The following is a 6,698-nucleotide window of genomic DNA, read 5'->3' on the forward strand; positions in this document are numbered from 1 at the left end:
GTCATATAGCGTGATCTGCGCATCCCCATCGGAAGGAGTACGTAGCACGCGCTCGCCACGGTGGTTGTAGGCGTAGCTTTCCACCACCGCAGCGCCCTGTTTCACCGCATTCATACGGTTGGCATCGTTGTACGTGAGGGCTTTGCTTCCGATACTCGTGGTGTTGCCCACTGCATCATGGTTTCGGGCCTCACTACCCACCGCAGTCAGCCGATGACTGGTCGCCGGGTAGGCGTAATTGGTGGTGCCCCCGGCGGTGGTCAGAGAGGTTCGATTGCCTGTAGGGTCGTAAGCATAGGTTTCAATCGGCGTGCCGGTCGCGCCATCCATGGTCTGGGTAAGGCGGCCCAGCGTGTCGTAGGCATACTTCGCCAGCACTGTAGAGCCCGGGCCATTCCTTAGCTCGGTGATCGCGCCGACGGCATCGTAGCCGTAGCTCAGTGACATTCCACCCACTGCCGGGTCGTGCACCGCCTGCGAGCGATAGTCCAGATCCAGCGGACGCTGTAGCTGGCGTCCGTTGCCATAGGCCCAGCCAGTGGCCGGACCGAAGGCGGCGTGGCTGACCTGGCTGATGACGATCTGCCGGCTCTGCCCGGGGCGGGTCAGACCGATTTGGCTGATACGACCCTGTGCGTCGCGCACGTAGTCAGCCATGCTGCCATCGGGATAGGTCAATGCAGTCAACCGACCCGACTTGCTGTAGGCATAGCGCAGCGTGATCGCCACACCATTGAGCGTCTGCACCTTCCGGGTGATCTGGCCGAAGCGGTCATGACAGTAGAGGGTGCTGCCATTGGCGTGAAGCACCTGCCCCAATCGACTCTTGGCGAACTGCTCATCAGCCGCGCAAACCGCTGGCGCGACGTCGTAGCTGTAGCCCACATCAAGGCTCGGGTCTGGGTAGGCGACACCGGTCAGACGGTTGAGCAGGTCGTAGTGATAGGTCGTGGTCACTCCCCGCGCGTCGGTGGCGGTCTTGCGATTGCCGGCCGAGTCCGAGGTGAAGCTGCTCGCACCACTATCCGGGCTGACTTGGCCGGTGAGGTCACCAAAGCCGKTATAGGCGTAGGTGGTATGCAGGCCCTTGGGGTCCGTGACCTGGGTGATTTGATCCAGCGCGTTGTACTGCGAGCGGATCTCCGCAGCTACACCGCCGACGTCCTGCAATGTGCGCGCAAGGCGGTTCAGCGAATCGTACTGCTGGCTGCTCACCCGGCTTAATGCATCTGTGGCCGTTTGCGGGTTGCCATCCGCATCGTAGGTGAAGGCGGTGGCGTGATTGCCCGCGTCCTTCAGCGTGGTGAGCTGTCCCAGCGTGTTGTAGACGCGGGCAAGGGTGCGCCGCAACGTGCCGCCGGAGTCCAGCGTGTCTTCCTTGACGCGGTTGCCGGCGTTATCCAGCGTGTAGTGGATGGTGTTACCCGCGCTGTCTTCGATGTCGGTCAGCCGCTGAGCAGCGTCGTAGACATAAGACACGCTGCTCCCATCGGGCTCGGTAACCTGCTGCACAAGCCCGGTCGGCCAGTAGCTCAGCTGGGTCACCCGGTCTGCTGCGGTAGAGGCGCCACGTACGTTTACCGAGGTCGGCCAGCCGCGAGCATGATAGGCGTAGTCCGTGACCACTCCATTGACGTCCTTTGCCGAAAGCGGACGACCAAATGCATCGTAGGCCAGGGTTTCTACCGTCTGCCCCAGCGCATTGGTAACGCTGTGCAGATCGCCCTTGCGGTAAGCGCAGGTGCCATTGGAGGCGCAACCGGCGTCGTCGGCTGCGTAATACGCATAGACGGTTACATCGGCCACATCCGTACGTGGCCCATCGACGCTTTTCAGCAGCCCCTCGGTCGGGCAGCTGCCGGCTGCGGCCAAGTCAGCGGCCTCACAATAGGCGTAGGTCGTGGCGCGCGTCTGCCCGGAAGCCAAATCCTTAAGCGTTATGCTCACTGGCTGTCGGCGGGCGTTGTAAGTGGTTCGGGTCTCTTGTTGACCTATCGTCGTAACGAGAACGGCGTTGGTCTCATTGTCGCGGATGCTCTGCACCACACGCTGCTCAGGCAGGCCTACCGCCTCGGTAACGGTGTGGGTAGCGACCAGCCGACCGGTCACCGCATCGGTGCCCTCGCCGTACGTGTGCTTGGTCTGGACGCCGCGCCGATCCGTATAGGTGTCCAGTCGTCGACGGAAGTCGACGCTGGCATCGTAGTACGTGCGGCTTATCGATCCCTGGGAATCGGAGGTGCCCAACACCTTACGCGGTGGCGCGCTATCGTCGCCGGGCGTCAGGGAGTAGTCGGTCTGATGGCCAAGTGCATCCGTGACCACCGCTCCGCCGTTGGGGCTGTATGCCAACGTCACCCCGTCCGCGCCCCCTGCATGCTGACTCGAAATGACGCGACCGATGGCGTCATAGGTAAACGTGCTGTATCGCTGGCCGTCTTCTGCGGTGATGCCGGTCAGATGCTGGGGGAAGCTGAAGTTTTCGTAGTGATAGGTGCGCACACCGCCACCAGCGTAGGTGACCGTAGCTACTTGGCCTTGCGCGGTATAGGTGTAGCTCGCCTGGGGGACACCCGCGACCAGGACCGAGCTGATCAAGGCCTCATAGTCATTGGACTGATAGACGAACTCCAGCGTGCGACCGCTGCTGTGGATGACGGCTGCGAGTCGTTCACTGTCGTCGTAGACGAACGTCAACGATGTTCCATCCAGGAAGCGCTTTTCAGTCAGCCGGCCTGAGGCGTCGAAGGTCGAAATGGCATCGGACGAATACAGCGTCCAGTTTCCATTCTGGACAAGGCGATCACCGCTGCTGTCGGCTGCCTCGTAGACCTGGCCAATCTTCTTGAAGGCGCGCTGGAACCCATTGCCCTCCACGATGCCGGCCCCGCCGTCGCCATCCAGCGCCAGCTGCGCGCCCAGCGAATGCGTCCAGCCGTAGCCGAAGCCGCCCAGGGACGTGGATATTCCCGAGTGATAGAAACGCGTCAACGCAATCCAGCCCAGATCGAAGTCTTGGGCGATTTCGTATTTCTCACCGGTCTTTACGTCGCAGGGATTGCCGACCGTGCCGTCGCAGGGCGGCTCGTTCGAGGGTGACTTGTTGCCCGCGCTCGGACTCATACCGCTCATGGCACCATTGCCATCGGTGGGGCAGCTTCCGTTCCCGCCGTCCTTGTCGCACTGCGTCGTCTTGGAGGTGATGGTGGCAACGAAATCTTCGTTGACACAGGCTTCGTGCTTGTTGGACCACTGTGTCAGGAGAACCGGGCAGTTCAGACGCCGGGTGCGCGTCAGCATCGCGTCGCTCGAGAACGGAGCGCAGGGAGACTGGGCGGTATTGTCCCCGCCCACGTAGGTCACCTGGTACTCACGATTCTCGATGGTTCCTTCCATATCCGGGGTGACGGCGTACCAGTCGCCCGTGGGCGTGACAGCCGCGCCGGGACAGACGGGGTTGAACGCTTGCACCTCAGCCAAGTAGGCCGCGACCATTGCCTCTTCGGTCGGAAATATCGCTGTGCTGAGATATGACCATTCGGGATCGGAGGGCTGGGATTTTCCCATCCAGTAGGTGATCGACGTATTGCCATCCAAGCCGACCTTCTTGGATTTGATCTTGTCCACGGAGTTCCAGCCAAACTGGAAATCGGGCGGGAAGGGGCTCGGCGCAGGAAGGCTCTTGATGGCCTCCACTGCCTCCTGCTGCGTCTTGTACTGGGTCGAATTTCCACCGGGCTGGGAAATGCGCCAGGTCGTCTTGCTCTCCTGCGCCTCCGCCGAAGCGGGGGTCATGCAACCCATCGCGACCGTTGCCAGCACAATGCACGATAGGTTCCTGATCCGTTGCAACATCCCTGTTCTCCTCTCTGGGCGGATACCGCGCCGGGGAACGAAGGCACGCCGGCTGTCATCGCCCTGTCGCGCCCTACTTCGGATCGTCCCTGTTCCGGAATGTGCGTGCACCACCGCACCGTGCCTTTATCGTTGAAGTTGCTGGCACATTCAAGCTCTATTTCGAGACGCCCATCCCAACTCCGCTCATCATCAATCTCCCCATGGCGGGGCATTGGGGCCTCCTGAGTGGGCGGCCGCGCACTTTTACCCGGGCGCAACTCGCCAGCGCGCTCAAGACCCATCGCCTCGATCGCGAGCTTCGAGCGAGTTACATCTCACTTTCCCGATTGAACAGCATCGCTGACGGCCGCTGATACATAAGTCAACGCGAATTGGCCAACTGCCTTCTCAAGATAGCTTACTTCAGGCAGCCTACGAGGCACTCATTTTGCATCCATTACCAGTCGGTGCCGGTCCCTGAAACTACTTCTTACCCTTCTTGCCCTTGTTAGGGGTTTGACTCAGCGCAGTTCCGCAAGCGAGCGGCAGCAGGCTGCTCTCCGCTTCAGTCATAAGAGCGTCCTGGCAATCATCGGATCTTGTCACGGCACAGTGACCGATGGAGATCTGTCATAGCTTCGAAGAAATATCCAAAACGAGCTTGACGTTGGAAGCGCAGGCTTCGAGGAGACTTCAATCCTATGCGACACCTCAACACTTTCAGAAAAGTCTGCGATAACTTCCGTCTCAATGCAGGAGATATCCTCTTCAACCGAGGCAGTAGGTTCAGCGTCTACAAAGAACGTCAACTCAAACCTCTCTTCACCTTCAATGCTGCAGCAAACCCCGACTAAGGCGGGAAACACCTCACCCAGCAAAGCACGGTTAACTCTGAGTATTATTTCGGATCGAAAACTATGATTCATGGGCTTGGCCTCGATGGCACGATGTGAATGCCGTCTTTTGCGTAGTGAATGATGCCATTGGATGTGGGAAAAGAGTTTCCATCATAATCAATGAAGGTGCCAATTTCCCGACCGTAGTTAACTCGCTCCTTCGACCCAGGCAGACCAACGGCCACATTTCCAACCTACTGCCCCGTTCCAGCATGTCGTCCAAGTTCAACAGGGTCTGCGGCAAGGACGCTTCGTCCCTCGGTGTAGTTATTATGTCCTATCTGGTGCTTACCTTGCTTGCCGATGCTGATTCTGGGAGATGGACCATGCATCATCCCCCCACCACCAGACTTCCCTCTCGTTATCGCACCCACAACCACAACCGTGGCAAGCGTCTTCACACCTTCGCTGGAAATTTTTCCTGTGTCGACGAAGCTTCCGACGGCTTGCCCAATCAATGCACCATCCTCAGCACCGCTGCCTGCCGTCATCGCAGCAGCTTCACCACTTGGCCAGGTCTGCATCCGCTCTTTGTCATTACGCAACATGTAGCCAACCGAAGCTCCGCATGACATCTCGCAGGACCTGCATTCTTGCCGTCCATCAGGATCCCGGTAGCCATACGGATTATTGGCCGCATACTTGTAACGGTTGAACATGCCCATCGGGTCTGCCGAAACGGTCACCGGGTCGGCGCTTAAGAATCTTCCGATCTGCGGATCGTAATAGCGCTGCTGCATGTATATGAGGCCGGTTACAGCATCAGAGACATGCCCGGTGTAGCCCATACCATCGACCGCCTCTCCGATCGGCGCGCCGTAGGGCTCGTATTGGGTGCGCTCAACAATCACGCTAGCAGCGTTGGTGGCTGCAACCAGGCTCCCCAACGAGTCCAGGTGCTGATAGCTAACTGTGCCGTTCTTGCGCAAAGCCAGCGTGCGCGAACCTAGCCGGACGTATTCGGTAGAGCCCACGCCTCGGCGCTGCTCGAAAAACAGATCTCCTCCTTGGCCGTAGAACGAGCGGGCTCGTTCTCCATTTAGATCGGAGGCGACAGTGCGTCGTCCGGCTGCGTCGTACTGGTATGCCTCTAAGCCCTGAATGGCACGCAGGCGGTTGCCAAAGTCGAACTCATGCACACGCCCATTCTTGTTACGCAGATTGCCCTGCTCGTCATAGGTCAGGCCGGTGACGGTCGTCGCCCCGCGGGTAGTGACCAGAGGCCATAGCCCACTCGAAGAACCCGCCTTTCCCGCCGATGTAGGACTGCTTGTTCGTCAGGGTCGGCGTCGAGGCCCCCTTTTCCCGCATTTCCTGATACCAGCGGGCCAAGTCCGAGCGCGTGATGGCATTGACCTTAAACTTCGGCCCCAAGAACGAGACCAATGCCTCGATGGCCGTTTTCTTGATCGTGTAGGCCTTGGGCAGAGTTGAGGGCTTGAGCGTCGACAAGAAGGCATCGCGCGCCTTTCCCAACGTGATGGTTTCGATCGCCTGCGCAGGTGGCGCTGCGGGTGCGCGCGTCACCTGCGGCCAGATCTCGCGAGCCGGCCCCCGGCTGGCTGCTGCAGGCTGCTGTAGCGTGGCCGCCATCGCTTCCAACTCCATGAGCTGCCGGTAGAGCTTCAAGTCCTTCGGACTATCAATCTGCCATTGCTCCGTGACCGTCCCGTCCGTTGCCCGGGTGCGGTTCAACGTGAGCTCGCGCAGGTTCTCAGCACTCGTCAAACGATCAATGAGGAGGTCAGCATCCGTTTTGGCGAGCTTGGCCACGCGTTGATCCTTCAACTGTGCGAAGAGCCGAGCATAGCCTGYACCCAGCACGACTGCACGCACATGGGCCTGAGCCAGGTCTTTCGTTCGAAGGATGCGTTTGATCAGCCGGCAGTCGAGCACGGCTTGGAGGTCAACAGGAACGCGCTGGACGAACGACCAGCGACCGGTCTCGGACCGACTCAAATGGTG

Annotated in this window: 4 protein-coding genes and 1 pseudogene; all 5 read right to left on the reverse strand. The window is 59.9% G+C overall.

Annotated features, from left to right (window positions below):
* A partial coding sequence (locus tag AC1DR7_RS19765) for a DUF6531 domain-containing protein (RefSeq protein ID WP_478076639.1) occupies positions 1–3,855 on the reverse strand: 3,855 nt, incomplete at its 3' end.
* Positions 3,856–4,439: 584 nt separating this feature from the next.
* Positions 4,440–4,763, reverse strand: coding sequence for a MafI2 family immunity protein (locus AC1DR7_RS19770; protein WP_478052358.1), 324 nt, complete (start codon positions 4,761–4,763; stop codon positions 4,440–4,442).
* On the reverse strand, positions 4,760–4,918 hold the full coding sequence (locus AC1DR7_RS19775; RefSeq protein WP_478052359.1) for a polymorphic toxin type 50 domain-containing protein: 159 nt from the start codon (positions 4,916–4,918) through the stop codon (positions 4,760–4,762). The genes AC1DR7_RS19770 and AC1DR7_RS19775 overlap by 4 nt, the downstream gene beginning before the upstream one ends.
* Positions 4,919–4,927: 9 nt before the next feature.
* Positions 4,928–5,872: an RHS repeat-associated core domain-containing protein gene (locus AC1DR7_RS19780; protein WP_478053066.1), complete on the reverse strand. Its 945-nt coding sequence runs from the start codon at positions 5,870–5,872 to the stop codon at positions 4,928–4,930.
* Positions 5,873–5,927: 55 nt separating this feature from the next.
* Positions 5,928–6,698 (reverse strand): annotated as a pseudogene (locus AC1DR7_RS19785) (DUF6538 domain-containing protein); the annotation flags it as partial.

The sequence above is a fragment of the Stenotrophomonas sp. P5_A9 genome (genome assembly GCF_056400525.1).

Excerpts from the sequence above, each read along its gene's own strand:
- AC1DR7_RS19770 (WP_478052358.1), bottom strand. The coding sequence starts at position 4,763 with ATGAATCATAGTTTTCGATCCGAAATAATACTCAGAGTTAACCGTGCT.